Origin of the sequence: Microbacter margulisiae (assembly GCF_014192515.1) — a bacterium.
Lineage (GTDB): Bacteria > Bacteroidota > Bacteroidia > Bacteroidales > Paludibacteraceae > Microbacter > Microbacter margulisiae.
Window position 1 is genome coordinate 312,603 of record NZ_JACHYB010000001.1, and the last position, 23,053, is coordinate 335,655.

At 38.6% G+C, this 23,053-nt stretch carries 16 protein-coding genes and 1 pseudogene; 4 read left to right on the forward strand and 13 right to left on the reverse strand.

What is annotated here, in order from left to right:
* Positions 1–2 precede the first annotated feature (2 nt).
* Positions 3–1,171 (reverse strand): annotated as a pseudogene (locus FHX64_RS01390) (IS4 family transposase).
* A 362-nt stretch (positions 1,172–1,533) separates the two neighbouring features.
* Complete coding sequence (locus tag FHX64_RS01395) at positions 1,534–2,349, reverse strand: integrase core domain-containing protein (RefSeq protein WP_183412068.1); 816 nt, start codon at positions 2,347–2,349, stop codon at positions 1,534–1,536.
* A 417-nt stretch (positions 2,350–2,766) separates the two neighbouring features.
* Here FHX64_RS01395 and FHX64_RS01400 point away from each other — a divergent pair, with 417 nt between their 5' ends.
* From FHX64_RS01400 to FHX64_RS01415, 4 genes are all read left to right on the forward strand, one after another.
* A complete protein-coding gene (locus tag FHX64_RS01400) occupies positions 2,767–3,003 on the forward strand; it encodes an Arm DNA-binding domain-containing protein (RefSeq protein WP_183412069.1) in 237 nt (78 codons plus the stop codon).
* 9 nt (positions 3,004–3,012) lie between these two features.
* Positions 3,013–3,597, forward strand: a complete 585-nt coding sequence (locus FHX64_RS01405; RefSeq protein ID WP_183412070.1) for a TetR/AcrR family transcriptional regulator — start codon at positions 3,013–3,015, stop codon at positions 3,595–3,597.
* 52 nt (positions 3,598–3,649) lie between these two features.
* Positions 3,650–4,897 carry a beta-ketoacyl-ACP synthase II gene (fabF, locus tag FHX64_RS01410; RefSeq protein ID WP_183412071.1) on the forward strand — a complete coding sequence of 416 codons (1,248 nt, stop codon included), beginning with the start codon at positions 3,650–3,652 and terminating at the stop codon, positions 4,895–4,897.
* A 205-nt stretch (positions 4,898–5,102) separates the two neighbouring features.
* Positions 5,103–6,266, forward strand: a complete 1,164-nt coding sequence (locus tag FHX64_RS01415; protein ID WP_183412072.1) for an IS4 family transposase — start codon at positions 5,103–5,105, stop codon at positions 6,264–6,266.
* A gap of 40 nt (positions 6,267–6,306) precedes the next feature.
* Here FHX64_RS01415 and FHX64_RS01420 read toward each other — a convergent pair whose 3' ends face one another.
* The 11 genes from FHX64_RS01420 to FHX64_RS01470 all read right to left on the reverse strand — a co-directional run bounded on the left by FHX64_RS01420 (position 6,307) and on the right by FHX64_RS01470 (position 23,015).
* Positions 6,307–6,765 (reverse strand): DoxX family protein, encoded by a 459-nt coding sequence (locus tag FHX64_RS01420; protein ID WP_183412073.1) that lies wholly within the window; start codon positions 6,763–6,765, stop codon positions 6,307–6,309.
* A 76-nt stretch (positions 6,766–6,841) separates the two neighbouring features.
* Positions 6,842–7,549 carry a pirin family protein gene (locus FHX64_RS01425; protein ID WP_183412074.1) on the reverse strand — a complete coding sequence of 236 codons (708 nt, stop codon included), beginning with the start codon at positions 7,547–7,549 and terminating at the stop codon, positions 6,842–6,844.
* 104 nt (positions 7,550–7,653) lie between these two features.
* Positions 7,654–8,538 (reverse strand): helix-turn-helix domain-containing protein, encoded by an 885-nt coding sequence (locus FHX64_RS01430; protein ID WP_183412075.1) that lies wholly within the window; start codon positions 8,536–8,538, stop codon positions 7,654–7,656.
* A 101-nt stretch (positions 8,539–8,639) separates the two neighbouring features.
* Positions 8,640–10,937 (reverse strand): beta-glucosidase, encoded by a 2,298-nt coding sequence (locus FHX64_RS01435; RefSeq protein WP_183412076.1) that lies wholly within the window; start codon positions 10,935–10,937, stop codon positions 8,640–8,642.
* A 54-nt stretch (positions 10,938–10,991) separates the two neighbouring features.
* The gene (locus FHX64_RS01440; RefSeq protein ID WP_183412077.1) at positions 10,992–12,854 is read right to left on the reverse strand and encodes a DNA topoisomerase IV subunit B; all 1,863 of its coding nucleotides are present in this window, start codon (positions 12,852–12,854) and stop codon (positions 10,992–10,994) included.
* A gap of 249 nt (positions 12,855–13,103) precedes the next feature.
* On the reverse strand, positions 13,104–14,777 hold the full coding sequence (locus FHX64_RS01445; RefSeq protein ID WP_183412078.1) for a peptide MFS transporter: 1,674 nt from the start codon (positions 14,775–14,777) through the stop codon (positions 13,104–13,106).
* A 45-nt stretch (positions 14,778–14,822) separates the two neighbouring features.
* Positions 14,823–17,411: a M6 family metalloprotease domain-containing protein gene (locus tag FHX64_RS01450; protein ID WP_183412079.1), complete on the reverse strand. Its 2,589-nt coding sequence runs from the start codon at positions 17,409–17,411 to the stop codon at positions 14,823–14,825.
* Positions 17,412–17,563: 152 nt separating this feature from the next.
* Entirely contained in the window at positions 17,564–18,514 is a 951-nt protein-coding gene (locus tag FHX64_RS01455) for a lysylphosphatidylglycerol synthase transmembrane domain-containing protein (RefSeq protein ID WP_183412080.1), read from the reverse strand.
* Positions 18,515–18,550: 36 nt separating this feature from the next.
* Complete coding sequence (gene mutS, locus FHX64_RS01460; protein ID WP_183412081.1) at positions 18,551–21,163, reverse strand: DNA mismatch repair protein MutS; 2,613 nt, start codon at positions 21,161–21,163, stop codon at positions 18,551–18,553.
* Positions 21,164–21,187: 24 nt separating this feature from the next.
* Positions 21,188–22,297 (reverse strand): ABC transporter permease, encoded by a 1,110-nt coding sequence (locus FHX64_RS01465; protein WP_183412082.1) that lies wholly within the window; start codon positions 22,295–22,297, stop codon positions 21,188–21,190.
* A complete protein-coding gene (locus FHX64_RS01470) occupies positions 22,278–23,015 on the reverse strand; it encodes an ABC transporter ATP-binding protein (RefSeq protein WP_183412083.1) in 738 nt (245 codons plus the stop codon). The genes FHX64_RS01465 and FHX64_RS01470 overlap by 20 nt, the downstream gene beginning before the upstream one ends.
* Positions 23,016–23,053: the final 38 nt, after the last annotated feature.

Consider the following 23,053-nt stretch of genomic DNA (forward strand, 5'->3'; position numbering starts at 1 on the left):
CATTAAACTTGGAACGTATTACAATCAAACAAACTTGGCTCATTAAGCCTACAACGATCTTTGTCATTTTGAAATTTAGTTTTCTCGAAGAGGTCCCGAAGATGAGTTTTATCAGTTAAAGATATACTCAGGATCTGCAAGACCTCATAGGTACTTCTATCAAGTTGTATGTCTTTTTGGACAATTGCAACCAGACAGTAAGTACATATAGCCACGTAGATTTGAATCCGAACTGCGTTCTCAGTAGTACTCCAGAATTTCTTTATTTTCAGATGTTGCTTCAACCACTTGAAAAACAACTCAACTTGCCAGCGATTCTTGTAAAGTTCGGCAACATGAAGAGCTGAAATATGCATCGCATTGGTTAAGAAAACGAACTCACGTTCTTGTTCTTCATCCCAGTATCTGACCAAACAAAGAGTTCCCGGATAGTATTGACTTGGATAAAATCCCGTCAATTCAATCATCACATCTGAAAGCACATTTTTCGGTAATCTGCGTCTCCATTTGATGGATTTGTATTGCAGGTTCTTCTTGGCTCTAACAACAAAGAAAGCTTCTATCTGATGAATCTTATACAGCATTTTGAAGCTGTTGTAGGCTCTGTCAAATATATAATATGATCCTGATTCATACGGAATTTCTTTCATTGCCTTTGAGTCATGTACTGACGCTTCAGTGATATGGAAAAATGCTGGTATCTGTGTTTCTACATCATACAATGTATGCACTTTGATTCCGCCCGAAACTTTGCCCACCAGAAGGCTGAAAGACATAAGTCAATCGTTGTTGAATCGAAAGCGTAGACATTACCACCAAGTTTGAAAATGTCAGAAACTCGTTTCTCTCTCTCGTCGTTTATCAGGTAGCAAGCATACTCTTCAAAAATGTGATAATCTCTGTCTTGATTGGCTCTTGCCAGAGATGATTTTGAAACATTTTTGCCAAAACCCCAATGGTAAGATTTGGAGTGATGAGCATCAAGTGCGACAATTAAATCTCTCAGACTTTCTCGGTTGGACAGTTGTCCGAACATCAGAGCAAGTAATTGATTCCAGCATTTAAAATGCTTAATGTATCGATTACCTTGGTACTTATCAACGATACGACGAAACTTATTTTCATTCAGAAATGATATCAGTTGGGCAAACACATATTTCTCTTTATTCATTGCAGCCTATTTATTAGACTGCAAAATTAAAAATTGAAATCGTCGCGCTCAAAAAACAAATATAACTAACTAAATTTAAAATATTTATGGGACAGCAATGTGTCAGATTATTAAACAGATATATTTATATAATAAATGATATTTACTTGATTAAAGGGTGACAAATAACCTTTTTGAGTGGGTCTTACTGATAATCTATGATTTAATTTATCTATCTGTATTTTTTAACTTGTCACTATTTGTTACATATCACCACCTCGTTTACATTCTAAGGAGGGGTACCTATATCAAAACATTGTTTACAAATCCCTTAAGGGATTTCACCCGCTAAGGCAAGGAAAATATCAGAAGGTCATTGACATTTAAGGCAAAGACATAGCAAAGCGGAAAATATGATGTACCGTGTTATTTTGGCTCACCACCAGTAGATATTTCTCTATGACCACTTCAGCTACAACATAACAGTATTTAAGAGCTGGTTTAAGTACAAACGTCTCATTGAGAAGATGTAACTTCAAGTCACTGCGTATAAAACGGATGAAAATTAACCGCCTGTTTTCAATAAAGATTTTTTGTGTCCAATCCATTTCCTTATTCAAGGTGCTTTTTTGTAAAATTCCTTTGACCATTTGATTGGGTGTGCAGTTGCCTTGTGAAGAGTAGCGATGATTTTCATTATGAAAAGCAGAAAACTCTTTTGCCCTTTCTTTTAAGTCATTGAAAGAAGTAAATCTCTGTGTATCATAAAAATACTTTTGGACATTGTTATTAAACTTCTCAATAATACCATTACGCCAAGGTTCAGCAGGCGGTATGAAAATTGGACTCACACCATTGGAAAGAGTCACCCGCATCAACAAGCCAAGTCTCCGTGGATGACGATTACTGCCTCTGAAAGAGAGTTCGTTGTCCATTTGGAGAAAATCAGGCATTTGATAAGCACGCCAATAATCAACCCAGCATGGGACGATGCTTTCTGCCGATTTATCCGATATGGGATGGACCCCTGCAAAGTGATTCTCAATATCGATGACATTGTAAAAATAGAACCGAAAACCACCTTTAAGGTATCTCGGCCCGATCAGATCCATTTGTTGGACATTGAGAAAATAATTGGGATATTCCGTATTTTTCAGGCGCTTGACTTTGGACTCTTCAATCAGGTTGTGACGCTTCAAGATCCTGTTTATAGTTGCTATTGAAGGTGGCTTTATTCCTAACCGTTCGAATTCGTATAAAATATTTATTGCCCCTTGTCTTGTAAACGAGCTTATGATACAGTTTTCACCATTAGATGTAAACGACCTTATGATATTTTTTTGTAAACAAGGTGATGATATTTATCAACTATGCCTTAGCACAAGGGACTATGATCATCCCCTCTATATACGAACTATAAGCAATATTGCACCAATTTAATGGTCAAATCTAAGTTAAACATTACTACTTAACCAAAACTTATATGCAATCAACATCTTTTTTTATCATAAAATTATAAATTAGTAGATCCTTGCTTTATGCAAAGTTATACTCAACAAATAATAAAACGTTCATAAAATCAATTATTTGCGAACGTCTATTCAAAAGGTGCTAAAATGAATTCAAAACTTTTAATTCTCTTTTACACAAAGAGAGCAAAAATAACAACTGGGGGGTTAGTCCCAATCTATTTACGAATAGCAATCGATGGTAAACGAGTCGAATTAAGCACCAAACGTTACAGGATGCCTGAAAAATGTTTTGTAGAAGGTCGTTGTATGAAAGTAAATAAAAATATATCTCACAAAAACATACCAATCGGTATGTTTTTATTATCTTTGCATCCAAATTAATATCAAATCATGTCAAAAGCCTATAAAACAAAAGAGTATATTATTGAAAAGACAGCATCAATTTTCAATACAAAGGGCTATGCAGGTACTTCTCTCAATGATTTGACTGAAGTAACCGGTTTGACGAAAGGAAGTATTTATGGCAATTTCAAGAATAAAGATGATGTAGCAATAGAGGCGTTTAAGTATAATTTACAACTGATGAGCCAGCTTTTTATGTCTGAAAAGGCAAAAGAAAAAAGCTACAGAGGGAAACTTTTAATTTACACGAAAGTATTATGTGATTCTTCCGGGTCAAAGTTACCTATTGGTGGGTGTCCAATACTTAATACAGCCATCGAGTCTGATGACACACATCCTGTACTTAAAGAGTTTGCGAAAAAAGCACTGTTGAATTGGAAAAATGATTTTGTTGAAATATTGAATGCAGGTATTCAAGCTGGTGAATTTTCATCGGACTTAAATACAGAACAAGTTGCCATTACGATATTAGCTCTGATCGAAGGTTCAATCATGATAAATAAACTCACGGATAATAACAACCATATCCGTTTAATTATGGAATCATTGCGTGATTACATAAATCAACTGTAATTTTTTTTACCCAAAAATATACCGATTGGTATATTTTAAATATTATTTAAAAATGAAACGAGTAGTAATAACAGGTCTTGGGGCAATTACCCCTATAGGAAATAACATCAATGAATTTTGGGAAAGCATTGTAGAAGGTAAAAGTGGAGCTGCTCCGCTTACAAAATTTGATACCTCAAAATTTAAAACACAGTTTGGATGTGAAGTGAAAGACTTTCACCCCGAAGAATTTTTGGATAGAAAAGAACTCCGTTCGTACGATCTTTTTACACAATATGCTATCGCAGCATCGGATCAGGCTATTCAGGATTCAGGATTGAACCTGAAAATAATGAGTGAAGCAGAGCGATCTGAAATTGGAGTAATTTGGGCTTCGGGGAATGGTGGTATTGGAACGTTCGAAAAAGAATTGAAAGAGTATCATACAGGAGATGGAACACCACGCTTCAGTCCTTTTTTGATTCCTAAAATGATTGTTGATATTGCAGCAGGGGTTATTTCCATTCGTAACGGATTGCTTGGTCCAAACTACGCAACTGTTTCGGCTTGTGCATCTTCAAACACAGCCATCATCAATGCTTTTGATACTATCCGGTTAGGTAAAGCTTCTGTCGTAATTTGCGGAGGCTCCGAAGCAGCTATCACCGAATCTTCGGTAGGAGGATTTAATGCTTCACAGGCCTTGTCGAAACGAAACGATGATCCACAGGGGGCTTCCCGCCCTTTTGATGAAACCCGTGAAGGTTTTGTTATTGGAGAAGGTGCCGGTGCGTTGGTACTCGAAGAGTTAGAACACGCCCTGGCCCGTAATGCAACTATTTATGCTGAAATGGTTGGTGGAGGTATGGCTGCCGATGCTTATCATCTTACCGGAACTCATCCAGACGGTTTAGGTGCAATGTTAAGTATGAACAAAGCTTTAAAGGAAGCCGGAATTAACGCATCTCAAATCGATTATGTAAATGCACATGCAACATCAACTTCTATGGGGGATATTAGTGAATTGAAAGGTATAAAAAGAGTTTTTGATAACAATATAATTAAGGTTACCGGGACAAAATCAATGACAGGGCATCTACTTGGTGCGGCTGGAGCAATAGAAAGTATTATCTCAATACTATCAGTCCGTGATAATATTATGCCGGCAACAATCAATACGCTTCATCCGGACAAGGAAATTCCGGAAGGTATCGACTTGGTTCTACATCATTCTCGATATGAGCCGGTCAATTACGTGCTTAATAATACTTTTGGTTTCGGAGGGCATACCGCAAGCTCAATTTTTAAGAAGTATCAATAAAGAACAATGTAAATAAGTTGTTGTCAAACTAGTAAATAGCGATATATTACAAAGTCAATTATAGTAATAATTTCATTGCTGTCCCATTAAAATCTAAGGAAGCTCTTTGAAACATTTGAAATATTTGAAATTTAGTTCATTACTGGGTTTTTTCGATTAAACGGATTTCAGTTTGCACTTTTGCAATACTTAAACAGATTTGCAAATGCATAAGGAAAAATACGTTTTCGCTCAGTTAGCCTCTTTCTTGGATCGGAATAAGTTCAACTACATTGTTCACAAGTTCGATGGTGACAAAAATGTAACGCATTTTAAATGCTGGAATCAATTACTTGCTCTGATGTTCGGACAACTGTCCAACCGAGAAAGTCTGAGAGATTTGATTGTCGCACTTGATGCTCATCACTCCAAATCTTATCATTTGGGTTTTGGCAAAAATGTTTCAAAATCATCTCTGGCAAGAGCCAATCAAGACAGAGATTATCACATTTTTGAAGAGTATGCTTACTACCTGATAACACAAGCCAGAGAGAAACGAGTTTCTGATATCTTCCAACTTGGTGGTAATGTCTACGCTTTCGATTCAACAACGATTGACTTGTGCCTTTCCGTATTCTGGTGGGCGAAGTTCCGTAAGAAAAAAGGTGGGATCAAAGTACATACATTGTATGATGTAGAAACACAGGTTCCGGCTTTCTTTCATATTACCGAGGCGTCGGTACACGACTCTAAAGCGATGAAAGAAATTCCTTATGAACCAGGATCTTATTATATATTTGACAGAGCCTACAACAGCTTCAAAATGCTGTATAAGATTCATCAGATAGAAGCTTTCTTTGTTGTTAGAGCCAAGAAGAACCTGCAATACAAATCCATCAAATGGAGACGCAGGTTACCTGAGAATGTGCTTTCAGATGTGATGATTGAATTGACGGGATTTTATCCAAGTCAATACTATCCAAGAACTCTTCGTTTGGTCAGATATTGGGATCAAGAACAAGAACGTGAGTTTGTCTTCTTAACCAATGCAGTGCATATTTCGGCACTTCAAGTTGCCGAACTTTACAAGAACCGCTGGCAAGTCGAGCTGTTCTTCAAATGGTTGAAACAACATCTGAAAATAAAGAAATTTTGGGGTACAACTGAAAACGCAGTTCGGATTCAAATCTACGTGGCTATATGTACTTACTGTCTGGTGGCAATAATCCAAAAGGACATGCAACTTGACAGAAGTACATATGAGATTTTGCAGATCCTGAGTATATCTTTAACCGATAAAACTCATCTTCGGGACCTCTTCGAGAAAACTAAATTTCAAAATGACAAAGATCGTTTTAGGCTTAATGAGCCAAGTTTATTTGATTTTTAATTTCGCCCCAATTTTAATGGGACAATAGTGATTTCCGGATTTATTTCAGCTTTTTGGAGATACAGTTGTCAACAGCATATCTTCCGCTACCGCCTACCACCAATGCAAGAGCCATTCCGAGCACCAGGATAAAATATTCGATGCCTTCACCTTTTTGCATTCCAAACCAGTTCATAAAAAATCCATTGTGGATATGTCCTCCCAAAAACATGGCACCTGTCATGGAAATAAATAAGGAAGCAGCCATAAACCGGGTGGCAAGTCCAAGTAGGATGCCAATGCTGCCTGCAAATTCAGCCAGAATAACCAATACGGCTAAAATAAGTGGTATGCCCATTGATTCAAAGAATCCGACTGTCCCACTGAATCCATATCCCCCAAACATTCCCAATGCTTTTTGCATTCCATGAGGTAAAATGACGATGCCTAACGCGAGGCGAACTAAAAGTAATGACCATGATTTCTGATCAGTTGCGAAAAATTGTTTGATTGCTTTCATAAGATTGTTGTTTATTAGTTTACTGATTGTTGTTCATATATATAGTACTGAAGTCAAAAGACTCCTGACAGCCTGATTACATGGGAATTTCCATTATCAACAGTTTTGTTTGACTTGTGGCTGTGATCTCTACACTATTTGTTTCACTGATGCCAATGCCATCCCTTCGTTGTAATGGCTCACCTGCTATGATAACAGAGCCTTCGATCACAAAAAGATAAACTCCGCTCCCTTGTCCTTTCAAAGAATATATTCCTGTCCATCCACTGGCAAGGTCTCCCAAATGAAACCAGGCCTGTTGATGAATCCAGACTCCCGGGTCATCTGGATAAGGAGAAAGAATTTGATACAGCTCATTAGGTTTAGCCATTTCAGATAATGAAATCTGATCATAACGGGGCGTGACATTCTTTTTATTGGGGAATACCCAAATTTGGAGCAATTGTGTCTCTTTATCGTGGTTACTGTTGAACTCACTGTGAAAAACACCTGTCCCTGCACTCATCACCTGTATTTCTCCCGAATGGATAATACCATGATTTCCCATGCTGTCTTTATGTTCCAAATCGCCATAGAGCGGGATGGTAATGATTTCCATATTGTCATGGGGATGCAGGTCAAAGCCTTCTCCTGCAGCAATAAGATCATCATTGAGTACACGCAGGGTTCCGAAATGAATACGTGCCGGATCATAATAATTGGCGAAACTGAAAGTATGATAGGTATCCAGCCATCCATGATTGAAATGGCCTCTGCTTTCTGCCGTATGAATAATAGTTTTCATCTTGTTTGTCGTTTTAAATTGAAAAATCTTCCAATTGTCTGCGACAAAGGTACGGCAGCAAAATGCCCAAAGAAATAATAAAATCAGGCGAAGAGTTGCAAAAATCAGGAGTGATGAGCCATAAGACGAAACTCGGAAGGTGTCAGTCCTGTACTTTTCTTGAAGAAATTGTTGAAATGGGCCGATTCTTCAAAACCAAGGCTATAGGCGAGCTCTTTATTACTAAGCTCGCTGAAAAGCAGTGCTCGCTTGGCTTCAATAATCAGTTTGCTCTGAATATGATCCTTGGCTGATTTGCCTGTAATACTTTTAACCGTCTTATTGAGGTAATCGCTTGTTACCGATAATGCATCGGCATAATCGGATACTTTATGCGTGTCGGCATATTGCCTGTCAAGCAATTGTTTGAAATGACGCAGGATGTGGTTTGTCGTCTCCGTCAACTGCGGATTATCGTTTTTATGAAGCGAGCAATTATTATTGCTTTGAATCAGAAATAGCTTGATGAGTGATCCGGCAGCTTCCATCGGATAATTCTCAAGGGATGAGGTAAAGTGTTCCATTTGGTCTATCAGGTTGCGATAGACCGGCATATCCCTTTCAGCAACTGGTAATGGCGGAGATTGTCCATAATCATTAAAGAGATAAATGTCACGGATCAGTTTATCAGGAATCGAATTTGCGATCAGAAACTCTTCCGTAAAGGTGATGATCCACCCTTTCGGTTCCTGCATGAGCACGACCTGATGCATTTGTCCGGGTTGAATAAAATAGATCGTGTTGTTTGCAATCTGATATTCCGTGAAATCAATACTATGACTTCCTTCTCCCTGTTCGATGAAAAGAATGGTATAATAATCATGCCGGTGCGGGACATCCGGTTTCCCGTGCGTACTACGGTAGTGATCTTCCATCCGCTGCAAAGCAAATCCCAGGCTATGAAATGCGCTCTCCGAAAAAGCTTGGATCTTTATCTCTTTATGTTGCATACCCATCTGTTATCTTACAAAGAAATATCTTGGAGATTTAGATACTTTTTTAGATTTTTCCGGCATAGCCTCAATACTATGCCGGAAAAATTTTCTAAGTATTACTCTTGTTCTTTAGGAGTTAATGTGTGGAGGAGAAAATTGGGATAAAGTACATCGTGATCCTTTTCAACAATCAATGGATGCGGTAACGTAAACGTTGCCTTTGTCCGGATATCTTCAGACGATGCACCAACGCGAATCTGATAGCTTCCCTGGTCAGCTACCCATGAGCTGATCCCACTCCAGAAGGAGGCTAAATCCATTGGATTCAGTGTAAATGTTAATGTCTGGCTTTCATTAGGTTTTAGCAAATGGGTTTTAGCAAATGCTTTCAGTTCCTGCAATGGCTTATTAATTTGCTTTTTAGGTGCATCAAGATATAGTTCAACCACTTCTTTTCCAGCAACCTTCCCTATATTGGTCACTTTTACGGTAACTGTAATGTTTTTGTTGAAAACTGAATCACTCAGCGCTAAATCCGAATAACGGAATTTGGTATAAGAAAGTCCATATCCAAAAGGATAGGCAGTTGGCACATGAAATGTTTCATAATAACGGTACCCGACGTAGATTCCTTCGTTGTAAAAAGCGTTGACTGGTTTATTCTTTGGTTCACCGGGGAAAGTTGAAGCAGAAGGCACATCTGTATATTTCATCGGGAAGCTAACCGCCAACCTTCCAGAAGGATCGACAATTCCCTTTAGCAAATCCGTCAAGGCATATGCTCCTTGTTGACCAGGTTGCCATGCAAGCATGATGGCATCAGGTTCATTACGCCAATCAGCTGTTTCAATAGGGCCACCAATATTGAGTACAACAATTACTTTTTTCTTAGCAGCATGATAAGCCTGACAAACATCATGAATCAATGCTTTTTCATTTGTTGATAGCGAAAAGCTTTCTACAGTACGGTCAGCTCCTTCTCCGGCTTGTCTTCCAATAGTAATCACAGCAATATCGGAATTTTTTACCTGTGCATCGATAAAAGACGGCGACAATGGTAATTCCGGAGCAAAATCAACTGCAAATTTTTGATCTTGTTTCTTTGCGTTATTTGTGATAGAATCAACAAATTGTTTGTATAGATCAGATAATGCAGGTACAAGTTTATAATGATCAGCTAAAAGAGCGTTGTCAACTGAAGCAGCATGATCATAATTGACTTCTCCGCTCCCAGTACCACCAACCATAAAATGATACGATGTTTTTCCAAATAAAGCAACGTGTTTAATTTTTTTTGTAAAAGGTAATGCGTCGTTGTCATTTTTCAGTAAAACCATACCTTCTGTTGCTGCCTCACGTGCAATAGCAGCATGTGCAGCCAAATCAGGTTGATATGTTGGCATAAATCCTTTGAATCGGGGCGTTTTTTCAATCAACTGCAAGATAGAAGCAATGTTTCGGTCAAGTGTTTTTTCGCTTAATGTTTTATCTTCCACAGCTTTCATTAACACAGAACGCTGAGTATCTCCAGGTTCTAATAAATCATTACCAGCTTTCATTTGTGCTACCGGATCGTCACCTCCCCACCAGTCGGACATCACCATGCCTTTATAACCCCATTCTTTACGTAAAATAGTGGTTAATAAGTCATGATTCTGAGAAGTATAAAAACCGTTCAGACGGTTGTAAGACGACATCACTGTCCATGGATTTCCTTCTTTCACTGCAATTTCAAAACCTTTAAGATAAATCTCATGTAAAGCCCGTTGACTTACTACAGCATTCACGGTTGTACGATCTGTTTCAATGTTATTGGCATCAAAATGTTTAATGGACGTACCGACACCATTTGACTGAATTCCGCGCACCAAAGCAGCCGCCATTTTACCGGCAATTAACGGATCCTCTGAGAAATATTCGAAGTTGCGGCCACAAAGCGGATTGCGTTGAATATTCAAAGCAGGGGCAAGCAAAACATCCGATCCATATTCCAGAACTTCATTTCCCATTGCTTCGCCTACTTTCTCTTCCATAGCCGTATTCCATGTTGAAGCCATAACAGTTGCCGTTGGAAAAGCAGTACAATAAAAAGGATGAGATTGTCCTTCTTGTTTAGGTTCAATGCGTAATCCTGCAGGGCCATCTGTTAATACGGCAGGCGTAATGCCAAGTCGGGGAATATCATAAGTACGTCCTGCAGCTCCATCAAGCAATACTGTGTTAGGGCCTTTGTCTGGATTTTTCCATGTGCGGTCTCCTAACCCCATGACCATATCTACTTTTTCCTGAAGCGTCATGGCGGCAATTACTTTTTTAATACTGTCTTTACCCAGTTGAGGCAAAGTCTGGCTGACCTGGGCAAATAGAGATGCTGAGATCAACCATACACCGATAGAAAGATTGAATTTTTTCATACGTAGAATGATTAAATATTTGTAGAGATAGTATAGAGTGCATGTGATATATTTTCAATCAGTTATATCTTCTTCCACCACCAGGTTTTCTATAATAAATTCCTGCCTTTCCGGTGTATTATTGCCCATGTAAAATTCCAAAAGAGTGGCAACAGAATCTTCCTTTTTTAAGGTTACAGGATCCAAGCGCATGTCTTTACCAATAAAATGACGGAATTCATCAGGGGAAATTTCACCTAACCCTTTGAAACGGGTAATTTCTGGATTTGGGCTTAACTTATTAATGGCAGTAGTGCGTTCCTCATCACTGTAACAATAAATAGTTTCCTTCTTGTTGCGTACTCTGAATAAAGGTGTTTGAAGAATATAGACGTGTCCTTTTTTAATTAAGTCTGGGAAAAACTGAAGGAAGAAAGTTAGCAAAAGCAACCGGATATGCATGCCGTCATTATCGGCATCCGTTGCAATAATCACTTTGTTATAGCGAAGACCTTCCAATCCGTCTTCAATATTAAGAGCTGCTTGAAGAAGATTGAATTCTTCGTTTTCATAAACAATCTTTTTTGTCAAACCAAAGGTATTTAACGGTTTACCTTTAAGGCTGAAAACTGCCTGGGTATTAACATCCCGGCTTTTCGTGATTGAACCACTTGCAGAATCCCCCTCGGTGATAAAAATCATGGAAGTGTCCAGATCGGATCCTTTTGTGTCGTTGTAATGCAGGCGGCAATCGCGTAGTTTTTTGTTATGAAGGCTCACTTTTTTTGCTCTTTCCCGGGCAATTTTTGTTACACCCGCAATCGCTTTGCGTTCTTTTTCTGATTCCTGGATCTTATGTAAAAGAATATCCGCAGTCTCTCCATTTTTGTGTAAAAAATTATCGACTTCTTTTTTTACAAAATCTCCTATGAATTTATTGACAGAAGGACCGTTTGGTCCCATGTCTTTTGACCCGAGACGAATCTTGGTTTGTGACTCAAAAATAGGTTCTTCAACACTAATGGATACTGCAGCCACCAATCCGTTTCGAATATCTGCCATCTCCATGTTTTTATTGTAAAACTCTTTTATAGTGCGGGCTATGGCTTCCCGAAAAGCACTCTGATGAGTCCCCCCCTGAGTCGTATGCTGTCCATTGACAAACGAATAGTATTCCTCTCCATATTGATAACTATGACTAAAAGCAATTTCAATATCTTCTCCTTTCAGATGGACTATAGGATAGAGTGTTTCGGATGTTATGTTTTCATTCAAAAGATCGAGTAATCCATTTTTGGCGAAAAATTTTTTAGAATTGAAAAAAATAGCCAGTCCTGTGTTCAGATATGCATAGTTACGCAACATGGTTTCAATATGCTCTTCTTTAAATGCATATTGACCGAAAATAGTTTCATCAGGCGTAAATTCGATGCGGGTACCGTTTGATTCTGATGTTGATTGCAATGGTTCTTCTGAAGTCAGTTTCCCACATGAAAACAGAGCTTTTTTTACTGATCCGTCACGATAGCTTTCGACCATAAAAGAAGAGGATAATGCATTAACAGCTTTTGTCCCAACACCATTAAGACCTACTGACTTTTTAAAGGCTTTGGAGTCATACTTTCCTCCTGTGTTAAGAATGGAGACAGCATCAATCATTTTACCCAAAGGAATTCCCCGCCCATAATCCCGAATAGCAAGAGTCTTATTTTTTAATGTCACTTGGATTGTGGTTCCGGCTCCCATTCTGAATTCATCGATTGAATTATCTATAATTTCCTTGAAAAGGACATAAATACCATCGTCAATATATGTTCCATCACCAAGTTTTCCAATGTACATACCCGGGCGACGGCGTACATGCTCGAGTCCTTCGAGGGTGATAATGTGTTCGTCTGTGTATTGATTTGATTGTGCGTTCAATTTACTATCGTCCATAATTTTTTTTGTTGTTGTCGCAAAGATAATATTTTTTGGTGGGAGAGTGGATTGGTAAAAGGATAAGGAATCGTGATTTTATTTGATAATAGCATTGATTTTATAAATTGCATGAAACGCAAGCAAATACATTAATATACCATTGAATGTAAACAAGTTGTGAATTTATCTTATGGCTTTTTACAACACAAAAAGGCTTCACTTCAAAGAGCCAAGCCTTTTTGTTTCTGTATTTAAATTTCCATCCGGTTATTGCGTTACCATTTCCAATTTTTTCAAAATAGAAAACATAAAAAGTGCAGAAATTACACAACAAGCAACCAAAATACTCCATACCACCCAGACAGGCAGGGTACTCCACAAGTTACCGATAACGGCTGTCAAAGCATTTCCAACAGCTGTTGCCACAAACCAGCCTCCCATCATCAATCCTTTATATTTTGGAGGTGCTACCCGGGAGACAAAGGATATTCCCATTGGACTCAAAAATAGTTCAGCAAATGTAAGTGTTAAATACGTACCTATTAACCAATCAGGAGATACTAAGGTCTGGCTGACTCCTCCGCTGGCCTGAAGCTGCGCCGGAGACATTAATCCGAATGATCCAATAACTAAAATGGTAAAGCCTATGGCTGCAATAACCATTCCAATGCTAATTTTTCGTGGAGAAGAAGGTTCTTTTCCTCGTTTGTTTAGCGTGGAAAAGAGAGTAACGAAAATAGGAGTCAATATAATGATAAAGAATGGATTAAATTGTTGAAAAATCTGAGGAGTCAAATGCATTTCTGCAGGAAGAGCTTTATACACAAATATGGTACCCGCCAAGGCACCAAGCCCCATAACGGATGAAATAATTCTAGTACGTCCATTTTTTGATTGAACAGCATTTAAAATGCTATAAAACAAAACAATAATCAGCGTAAGACTAGTTAAAGAAAATCCAATACGCGTAAATCCAGAAACAGAAGAAACGGTGTAATCACGTGCGAAAAAAGTCATTGTCAATCCGTTTTGTTGAAAAGACATCCAGAAGAAAATAACAACGGCAAAAACCAACAATAACGCCATAATACGATCTTTTGTTTGTTTTGGTGTCAGTTCTTCGATGTGATTATTAATCGTGTTTGGTTGATTTGCATTATAATCAGCATGTTTGTATGTCTTTTTGAATACGAGAAAAATAGCAATGGACAAAATTAAAGAGAAACATGCAACAGCAAACCCATAGTTGTAGGCATCGCTAAGCCGCTGGATATAAAGATGCGAAAAATCAACCAGATGATTGCTTGCTCCAATAAGTTGAGCTTCTGCTAAGTTTTTGAGATCTTGCAATCCACTCGGCGTTATGTTCCCTGAAAGAAACTGATGTGCCAAAGCAGGTATCTGAGCCTGATAGGTCAACTGATGATTTTGCAAACTAAAGTTGGTGATCCATTCTGCAGTGGATGGAGCAAAAAATGCACCAATATTAATACACATATAGAAAATACTGAAGGCAACATCGCGTTTACTGCTATATTGCGGGTCGTCATATAAATTTCCTACAAGTACTTGCAAATTGCCTTTGAATAATCCCGTTCCTATCGTGATCAAGGTTAAGGCGCCAATCATAGCGATTAAGGAAAAATGGAGATTGTTATTTGGAATAGCCAATAACAGATACCCGAAAAACATGATTATAATGCCTACCAGAATGGTTTTCCCATAACCAAACCATTTGTCAGCAACAAATCCTCCGATCAAAGGCATAAAATAAACAGCTCCCATGAAAACTCCGTATATAGTGCTGGTAGTGCCTTTATCAAATCCGAATTTTGCCTGCAAATAGAGAACGAAAATGGCCAACATTGTATAAAAGCCAAATCGTTCACCTGTGTTAGCGAGCGCGAGAGGTATCAACCCCTTAGGATGATCTTTAAGCATAACATGAAATATTAGAAATTAATGATAATGAATAATTTACTCGATTTATGGAATAACTACTTTCCGTACAGTTTTCTGTATCTTGACGAGCCAAAATCCTGCAGGAAGTGTGAAGATTTCTTGTGTTGATGTTGCCGTAAATGCTTTATATAAAATGCCGAGAGGCGAATACACCTGAATCAAATCACCAGCAGCAATTCCATGCACGGTGACAATATGATCTACCACAAAAACATATATTTTGCTCGTGTCTGTTGTATCTATATTTGCTGCCACATAATCTATACAAGCTTCGTTTTTCCCTTCTATACCGGCATTAACCGTTTTTATGCAGTAAGTACCATTTGTAGGAATTGCTATTGTATCTTTCAGACTCGTAATATTACCAATCAGTGTATTGTTATGGTACACATTATAGCTGAGTGGAGGACCAAGATTGATCAACCCCCGAACGCTAAAATTAATATCAAATCCATAGTTTGCATCGCTACCTACCTTGATAAAGGTAAGACTATGAGGAGCTGTAGTTGTTGAATAAGGAAATATTAAATCGCCATAATTTCCATTGCTTTCATATGCCGGACCATTATCCATCATCAGTGTATATCCTTTGGAAGAGGTATATGACACTCCAATTGCATAAGTTGTATTTGCTGCAATTGTATCCGGTTGAGAGAAAAAGAAGGTATTCCATGAATTTGGCTTAATGCCACTGATTGGCTGGCTGGCTATATTCGTTGCCGTAGTGCCAGAAACAGTATACAGTTGTAAATTATAACTTGTGGCGCTACTATCGGCCGGAAAAAAACGTACAGCTGCCCATGTTTTCCCGACATATGAGGATAAAACAGACGAACTGAATTGTTGTGCGCAGATGATATTTACTTTCGTATTGTAAGATAAATAACTGGATGAACATGTCCCATCCCAGTGTTGTTCGGAGGTAGTATCTGCTATAAGGGGCCAGCCAGTTGGTTTTGTCCAGGTAAGTAGCAATTGATGGTTTTGTAATGTATCGGTTAGCACTGGTGGTGCAGGAGCGATATCAATTCCAGTCATGTAGTCAAATGAAACGGTATGCTGTGTGGCATTTTCCGTAATATTGGTAATCGGGGTATTGTTATAATTTCCATTCCACGATAAAATGGCCGGGACAGAAAGATTTGTAAATGACGTCTTATTTGACATTCCCGGGAAAGGACAACCAGCAGAATTAATATTTCCGTAGGAGTTAACGATCGCAGACGGCTGAGCAGACGTAGATGAGGCGCAGACAGGATACATTTTTTGTGGATGAGTGATATTGATATCATAAAAAATATCGTTAACATCCTGTGCTGCATGGTAAATAAGTAGTCCATGCCCAGGAACCCCTGCATCAAATCCGAGTTGTTGCCGATTTTCCAGAATATACCGTTCGTTTTGGGTTGCAGTTCGTACAACATAAGCGACTGCATTTTGTTCTGAATTTGGCATATTGGCAATCTGTTGTGTTGAATCAAGTCGCGTTGGGGTAACCCAGCCAAACTGAATCTTTTGATACATATTGATATCAGCAGGACAAGTACCTGAATTATTTGTTCCAGTGTAATTCCAATTGCCTTCTCCCATTAAATCCCATTCTCCGGTTCCGGTATATTGTCCATCTCCATTGTTATTATAGTCAGTGTCATAAAAATCAGGAGCTCCTAATATGTGTGTTAACTCATGACAAACAACCCCAATAGTATTGATGGTCGGAGAATAAGCATAATTACCATAAAGCTCTGAGGTCATGGCATATCGTGTAATAGTGGAATAGCTTGGAGGTGTGATATAGCCTTCATGCGACCAGATGGCACTGCTTTTTACACCTGAAAATTCCTGTCCGTGCCCCGCAAAAACAACATGAATACCTGTATATTGTGAAAAATCCAGAGACGGATTGGCCTTATGTACATCTACCATAGCTTCATAAACCAATGAATCTGGATATTGATCGGTTCCTGAAGCGCCGGTATCCGTCCCATAAAAGCTATAGGGATGCTTGCTCGTATATGGGCCATAAACATCAAAACTCATAGAGATTTTTCCGTATGAATTTGCGGTAAAATAATCATGTACAGATCCTTCTGAATTATTGGTGTTATAACCCTGTTGATTAAACAAATTATTATAGGCAGTAGAAGTAATGGTAAACGTTGTGTCAGGAAAAGCCATTAATACTACTAAAATTTTAACATTTCCAGCAGGTACCGATGACGTACGAAAAGCCTGCTCACGTTGTATGTTTGCAGCCTTCATGATGGCATTTATTAGGGAGGCACTGTAAAAGACTTTTTGCGGTAATGTTGACAGAAACTGAGTTTCTGCTGTTGTGCGTTGTGAAACGTTGTGCGCTATTATTTGTGACGAGACTACATTGCCACTCTGATCAGTCATCGCGTATGTAACAAACCCTTTATTATTGCAAATCAACATTTTACCATCTATACTTTCCAGCCAGTGCATGTATTCATCTCCCTTTTGAATTACAGTAATTTTGGTGCCATCTGGTTGTGTAATGATTACGGGCCACGGATATGCTGAAACGGCTAATAACCGCAAAGAATACAGCAAAAACAAGCAAACAAATATGATTATTAGTTTTTTCATATTGGCTGGATAGATGGAGAAAAATTTTGCGTTTCTTTATGAAACGGAGCAAAGATAGCGTTTTTTTGCAAAATAATATAGGTCGAGCAAAAAAATGCAGAAAAAAAGATTTTATTTCTTTTCAATTACACAAAACACTAAATTACAATGACTTATATTTTTGTCCTTGAAAAGAAAATAGAACCTATTATCATAGGAATAACGGCGTTAATGAACCAGATTAACACACCTGCTGTGGCAGCAGCAATGGCATTTTCAGAAAATAAGCCGATAAACATTACCGCATACGACCCGCGGATAGCTGCCTCTGAAAAAGATATGGAAGGAGTAAAAGTGACAAATAAATAGTAAGCTGCAATAGCAATCATACCATGTAAAAAAGGAATTTTAATATCACAAAACAACAACATAAAATACAACTGCAAGCAAAAAACAAGATACCGTGACATGGCAAGCAATAAAATAAAAGTCAATTCCCGTGTACTAAAGAGCGTGAACCAACGTAGCCAGATCATCATTTTAGTATGAATCTTGAAATAGCGTAACAATCGAACCAATCGGGGCAAGGACAAATAAATAGTAAAAGACAATACAGTCGCAATGGAGAAGATAATAGTGCGCAATGTATCACTTTTGTGAGTGCCAAATGGATGATGTACCATGAGTAGCCAGAATGATAATAATCCGAATGACAAAAGAGTGATTGTTTGTGCCAAGGTACCAATGAAGCCAAATGTAATTCCCTTCCATCTGTTTTCAGATTGCAGATAAACAACCCGACCGGGGTATTCTCCCAGGCGATTTGGGGTAAAAAACCCGGTAGCCAAGCCGCTAAATAATGATTTAAAGGCCGTTGCAAAAGAAATAGGCTCAACTTTACTAACCAGAAAACGCCATTTAATAGATTCAATCAGTAAATTGCCCGGCAATAGGATTAGAGTCATCAACAACCACCCCCATCGATAGAGCGATATATTGAACCAATCCTGATTTGAAGCGGGAGTATGGATAAATTCTTCGATTTTATAAATCAAAAAACCGTAAGAAAGAATTACAATTGTCCATTTTACAATGGGATAATAAGCACGAAACAACTTTAACATAACAATAGCATTTAATTACAATGCTTTCTGGGAATATCACTTTCCCGTAATAATCTTTTTTATTTCGTTCAGTTTATTCAGTGCTTGAACAGGCGTTAGATTGTTAATATCAGCGTTTTTAATTTCATCGCGTACTTGTTTCAATACAGGATCGTCCAATTGAAAAAAGCTCATTTGGATACCTTCCCGAGAAGAGGCTATATCGCCAATGGGTTTTGCTATTCCTGCTTTCCGATTGTCCGTTTCAAGCTGGACAAGAATCTCATTGGCTCTTTTTACTATACTTTGAGGCATACCAGCCATCTTTGCCACATGAATTCCAAAGCTATGTTCGCTTCCGCCAGGCACTAATTTACGCATAAAAAGGACCTTTCTGTCCACTTCCTTAACTGAAACATTAAAATTTTTAATTCGGGGAAACGATTTCTCCATTTCGTTCAGTTCATGATAGTGGGTAGCGAAAAGTGTTTTTGCTTTGGACGCCGGATGTTCGTGTATGTATTCGACAATTGCCCAAGCAATCGAAATCCCGTCATATGTACTTGTGCCACGGCCTAGTTCATCAAACAAGATCAGGCTCCGATCGGATATGTTATTGAGAATGCTTGCAGCTTCGTTCATTTCAACCATAAATGTTGATTCCCCGACAGAGATGTTATCACTGGCACCGACGCGTGTAAAAATTTTATCTACAATGCCTATAGAAGCGCTATCTGCCGGAACAAAACTGCCAATTTGCGCCATGAGCACGATGAGGGCGGTTTGGCGAAGGAATGCAGATTTGCCCGCCATGTTTGGCCCGGTGAGCACAATAATTTGTTGATTTTCTTTATCCAGATGAAGATCATTGGCAATATAAGGTTCGCCAGCTGGTAGTTGCTTCTCAATAACAGGATGTCTCCCTTGTTTTATGTCGATGGTAAATCCATCATTCAATTGTGGTCGGATATATCGATTTTGAACTGCAACCTTTTGAAATGATAAGAGACAGTCAAGTTGTGCCAGTAGATTGGCATTTAATTGAAAAGCAGCAATATAGTCTGTTAATGCAAGAATTAATTCATTGTACAGTTGAGACTCAAGAGCAAGTATTTTATCTTCAGCTCCCAGAATTTTCTCTTCATATTCTTTTAACTCCTGTGTTATGTAACGTTCGGCATTGACTAGTGTTTGCTTGCGTATCCATGTTTCAGGCACTTTGTCTTTGTGTGTGTTACGCACTTCGATATAGTATCCGAAAACGTTGTTGAAACTGATTTTTAAGCTGGGTATGCCTGTTGCTTCGCTTTCCCGCTGTTGTACCTGCAACAAATAATCTTTTCCGGAATAAGCTATGGTTCTTAGTTCATCCAGCGTTTCATTCACTCCGGCTCTGATAATGCCTCCCCTGTTAATTGCATTAGGGGGATCATCATTAATTTCACGTTCAACGCGCTCTCTTATAATAGCGCAGGCATTAAGCTGTTCTCCTATTCTATGCAATGTTGCGTTATCTGTTTCCAAACACATCGTTTTGATCGGTTCCACCACCGACAAAGCAACATGCAATTGCCGTACTTCACGCGGAGTAATCCGTCCGACAGCAATTTTGGAGACTATACGTTCTAAGTCACCTACGAGGGGCAGTTGTTCTTCTAAAAGAATTTTGATCGCTTCGTCCTTAAACAAATGTTCAACTACCGAAAGCCGTTCTTCAATGGGTTTGATTTGTTTCAGCGGGAATGAAATCCATCGTTTCAACAGACGACCTCCCATGGGAGTTACTGTTTTGTCTAAAATATCGGTCAGCGATGCAGCGCCTTCATGTTGTCCTGAAAAAAGTTCCAAATTGCGCACGGTAAATCGGTCAAGCCATACAAAACGTTCTTCCTCTATTCGTGCCAAATGGGTTATATGCCCATTGTGAAGATGTTGTGTGTGGTCAAGATAATAGAGAATAGCTCCTGCAGCAATGATGCCATTGGTCAGATTCTCAACTCCAAATCCTTTAAGATTGACTGTTTCAAAATGTTTTAATAATCTGTCATGTGCTGCATCCGGCGTATAGATCCAATCTTCTTGTTCGTATGTAAAAAACTTTGATCCGAATGACTCTGTGAAAATTTGACGCTGATTGCGTTCGTGTAATACTTCTTTAGGTGAAAAGCTGTTGAGTAGTTTATCTATATACTCCAAAGTTCCTTCCGCAGTGAGAAATTCGCCTGTTGAGATATCAAGAAAAGCCACGCCAGCAATCTTATGATTAATATAAACACTGGCTAGAAAATTATTTTCCTTATGATTCAGCACATTATCATTAATAGATACGCCTGGAGTAACAACTTCGGTAATACCACGTTTCACGATGTTTTTGGTCATCTTCGGATCTTCAAGTTGATCGCAGACGGCGACACGCATTCCTGCACGAACTAATTTCGGAAGATAAGTATCCAAGGCATGATGTGGAAATCCAGCCAGTTCAACAAATTGAGCTGAACCGTTCGCTCTTCGTGTTAATGTGATACCCAAAATCTCGGAAGCTCGAATGGCATCATCCGAAAACGTTTCATAGAAATCGCCCACTCGGAAAAGTAAAATTGCATCTGGATGCTTAGCTTTAATTTGATAATATTGCTTCATTAAGGGTGTTTCCACCACCTTCTTTTCCATAATCAATGTTAAATATTCACAGGTTTAGAACCATTTAAATCGTTTTAATCCCAGCAGGAAACATATAACCCCTAACGCTGACAATAAAAACGATGGGAAAATAATTTGCAACCAACTTGCCCCTTCGTTAAAAATACTGCGGATACCGTCGGTTAGCACGGTTAAAGGTAATAATTTAATAAATCCGATACTCCAATCAGGAAAATTATGATAGCTAAAGAAAATACCCGAAAGAATCATCATCGGCATGGTTATAGCATTAATCCAACCAGTGCCTATTTCGGTTTTTTCTGTACGGCTCGAAAGAAGAACCGCTATACCGGCAAAAGCAATGTTTCCAGCAAAGAAAAGCAAAAACAGTGCTCCGATATTCCCCTGAATAGTTATACCGAAAAATAGCCACGCAAACAAAAATAAAATACCTGCTTCGATAATGTTCATGACAATCCGAACGAAAATGATAGCCATTAGAAAATTTGATTTTCGCATTGGAGTAGCCACCATCCGGCGTAATAGTTTTTGTGAACGCCGCTCAATAATGTTGTAACTGATACCCCACATCAATGCATTCAAGATGCCAAGAGCAATTAATCCTGGAATGAGAAAATCAATATACCGAACGCCTTTCAATGTAAGGGGCTGAATGTGGGACTGTTTATCATTTATTTTTACGACAGGATGACGAAAAAGTGCAGATAGTTTCATATACAGGAGTTGAGCCTGTGTGTCATGTGGATCAAAATGAAAATAAGGAGTTCCAGCAGAATCAGTTAAAATAAGATTGGCTTCACCACGCTTCAAAGCAACAATGGCATCCTTCCAAGAGCTTTCTCGGAAAATATATGTTGTGTTTCCCAAGGTTGAATCAGAGACACTCCATGAATAAGTTACAGCCTGATCATGGATATTTTTGACGCTATAGGGGGCAATGAATGAATTGATAAAGTGAGTGTCAGATGTGACAACATTCACATGAAACTGGGTATTTGAAGACCGGGTAAATGCCAATCCTAATCCGATGGAAATCAAAATAGGAAACCCAATGCCCCAAAACAGTACCGATGGTTCCCGAATCGTTTCCAGAAACTGAGTTTTAATCAGTTGATAAAGTTGATTATTGTCCCACTTCTTCATTATGTAAGTGTCTTCCAGTTAGGTGAATAAAGAGTTCGTCCAGGTTTTTTGCTGATCCGTCAAGTAATTGAGATAGAGTACCCTGCTGCAAAATAGTTCCATGATCCAGAATGATAATATCGTCACACAAGGTTTCAGCCTCTTCCATATAATGCGTAGTTAAAATTAGCGTTGTATTTCCTTGTTGTTTAAGATCGTGTAAAATATTCCACAGGTCAAGCCTGGCCTTTGGATCAAGCCCGGTTGTCGGTTCGTCCAAAAAAAGGATTTCAGGACGATTGAGCAATGCCACTGCAAGCGCCAATCGTTGGCGTTGTCCTCCTGAAAGTGCATTGACCATTGCTTTTTGTTTCTCCTCCAGATTCGTCAATGCCAATACTTCATTCACCCGCGGATGGCCCAATCCGAAAAAACTAGCAAAGAGACGCAATGTCTCATACACGGTAAGCTTATCTGTAAAACGGGTTTCCTGAAGCGAAAGTCCGATGACCTTTCGTAATTCCTTTTCATGCTTATGCCACGACTTGCCATTAATCAGTATTTCTCCTGAATCAGGTTTCCGTAATCCTTCCATCATTTCCACCAGGGTTGTTTTTCCTGCACCGTTTGGACCCAATAAAGCCAAAAACGTTCCTTGCGGAATCGTAAAGGAGACTCCTTTTACCGCTTTAACGTCTTTAAATGATTTGACTATATTTTTTATTTCTATTTGATTCATAATTATTTAGTGGGCCTTCTGAAAATAATCCAAGTAGC